This is a genomic window from Mycobacterium sp., from assembly GCF_035623875.1.
In the GTDB taxonomy this organism is placed as follows: domain Bacteria; phylum Actinomycetota; class Actinomycetes; order Mycobacteriales; family Mycobacteriaceae; genus Mycobacterium.
The window spans coordinates 1-2,743 of sequence record NZ_DASPSP010000160.1; the positions used below are offsets into that span (position 1 = coordinate 1).

Sequence of the window (2,743 nt, forward strand, 5' to 3'; positions counted from 1 at the left end):
CATGACGCCGTCGTGTTTGCCTATACGCCGTGACCAACGGAGGCTCGACATCGGTGTCATCTCTCTTGGGTCCGTTGCCCGCGCCTGATGGTCGATCCGGTCCGAACCCTGACCGCGGCGCGCGTGCCGCTGTGAAGCCCACATGTGGCCGTGAGAAAGGTGACGTGAGACCGGCGCTGGCCCTGCCGGCCAACACCTGGATCAGTTGTCTGCAAACCGAACATCTTGCACCTACGTCTCGAGGGGCATGGGCACGTCGGACTGTGGGTCTTCAGGCGTCGGTGCCCCGCAAGGCGCTATAAGCCAAGTGTGGAGCGCTCACAGCGGATAGGAACGAGTAGTTCACTACTCGAGTTTGCTCGCATGCCTTACTCCACCCCCGCCGCGGCTTCGGCGCAGCGGGTCAGCTCGCTGCCTGTGTGTCCGGATCGACGTGCGTGTGGGCGCGAATCCGCAGTAGTTCAGCGTCGTAAAAGTGCTCGTCGTTGTCATCGGCCTTCTGGAGGGCCGACTGCGACCTCGCGCAGCAACTCGTGACGAAACCGCCAGCGGTCGACTCCGAACGACTCCAACACAAGCGCGTTGCTCGGCACCGCGGCAGCAGTGCGGCCGCCGTCGCGGCCCCACTACGCTCGTCGCGCCGCGTACATCGAGTACGCCTGCATGGCAAGAGAAATAGACAGATTATGGGCCAGCCTGGCCGGCTCGCAATATCTCGACCAGCTCCTCACGCGACCCGGCTCCCAGGCGCTGGTACGCGCGATACACGTGCCCCTCAACAGTGCGCACCGATGTGACGAGCCGTTCGGCGATCTCCTTGTTCGATAACCCTGCGGCGACAAGTTCGGTGATCTCGCGTTGACGGTCCGTCAACGGTTGGCCGATGGGACTTCGCAGCGCTGGCGTGCATAGCCCGCCGCAGTCGTTGGCCAGCTTTTGCGCCAACGCTGCGGCATGCAGGCTGCGCTTGCGCTGCTGGTTGCGGCTGAAAGCCACGGCCGCCTGAGCGGCGACGTCGGCGGCAGCGGCCCGATCGCCGAGTGCCCGGTAGTCGGCCGATGCCACCAGCAGACCCTCCCCGTCGTCGGCCCGCAACGATTCCGTATGCCGTGCAACGACATCAGCAAGGGGAAGCGATAATTCATCGGCCAATTCACGCGCGCGTGTCGCGCCTGACGTGTCGCCCCATAGAGCCGCCACTTGCACGCAGGCCAGTTCATGCGTCGGCTGATTGCGCTTGCGCGCATCCTCGCCGGCAGCACGGACTTTCGAGATAGCGTCGGTCAGGTACCCGCTGGCGGCTAACGCCCAGCCGCTGGCCACCGCCAGAGCGGTCTGCATGAACAGGTAGTCGGCCGGCACGCATTGCCGCGCTTCGGTGATCGCGGCGTCTGCGGCATCCGGTTGACCCAGTTTGGCGTGGGCTTTGGCCAACGCGAAGCAGCTCGCTGCTCGCAAACCGGTGGTGACGCTGTGCTTCTCCGCCCCGGCCAGCGCCTCGTGCAGAAGTTTCACCGCGGCGGGGATATTCCCCTGCGCCAGCTCGGCGTAGCCCAGCAAGAAAGCAAGGTTCGCATACGCGAGACCGGGCACGTCACGTGCCGACTCGGATAGCTGCCTGGCTGATCGCACGCATTCGTCGATGCGTCCGGTCAACCGGCAGGCACGCGCGTAGACGGCGCCGTACCAGAACCTCATCGGCGACGCCTGAAACGACGTGATCGCGCGGTCGATGGCCTCGGCCACGACGTCGGAGACCTCATCGAGCCTGCCCAACGCGCCAGCCGCAATCGTCAACGCGATGGACGCCAACATCGCGTGAAAATCAGGAAGTGTCGAGGAACGCAGCGCCGCCCGCGCCTTTTCCGCGGCGGCTTCGCAGCGGGCCATCACCGCGTCTACGCACGATTCGATCGCGGCGCGCTCGGCTTTCTGCGCCGCGGATTCCCGCGTCGATGCCAGGCTCTCGAGAATGGCCGATGCCTCCCGGGGTTGGCCGAGATTCCAGATCAGGTTCGCTGCCCGCACAGTCGCCCAGTGATGTCCGTCGGGGTCGTCCACGCCGATCCCGGCCAGGATCGCCTCGGCCTGCCCGCCGTGCCCGCGCCCGGCCAGGCCTATCGCACGCAGGCCGACGGCCTCGCTAGCCCCCGCATCGGCCGCGGCGGTGGCGAATCGGTCGGACAGGTCCAGGTCGAGCAGCGTCATCGCGGACCGCGCCGCCTCTAGGAATAGGTGCGGGTCGGGGGGAAGGTCTGATTCGAGGGCGAGCAGCGCCCGGCGCACCGTCGCGTGCATGTCGGCGTCGGCGTCCTTGGCCAGCCGTTGTGCCAGCTTGCCGCGGATTCGCGACAGATACATCTCGCTGGCCGCGGCGCGCCGAAGCTCACCGAACAGCGGATGGGCCAGTTGGGCCATGAGCTTGGAGCCGCTGCGTTCCACAGTGACCAGGTTCATCTGTTCGGCCGCTTCGAGATCGCGGCGGTGCACCAGGTCGCAGAGCACGTCGACCGCGAGCGGCTCGTACTGCGACAACGTATCGACGACCAGCGCCACATCGGGGGCGAGCCAGCTCAATTGCCGTCCGACCAAGGCGGCGATGCTGTCCGACACCGCGACGCGCTCGTCCCACATCCACACCCCGGCGACCTGCCGTATCGCGCCGGCGGCGATCTGGTCCTTGAGCAGTTGCCGCAGAAACAGCGCGTTGCCTCCGGTCAGTTTCCAGAACCGCTTGGCGCTG

At 66.6% G+C, this 2,743-nt stretch carries 1 protein-coding gene; it reads right to left on the minus strand.

Annotated features, from left to right (window positions below):
* Positions 1–684: 684 nt before the first annotated feature.
* The coding region (locus VEI45_RS12950) for a LuxR C-terminal-related transcriptional regulator (protein WP_324853749.1) at positions 685–2,743 on the minus strand (2,059 nt) is incomplete at its 5' end.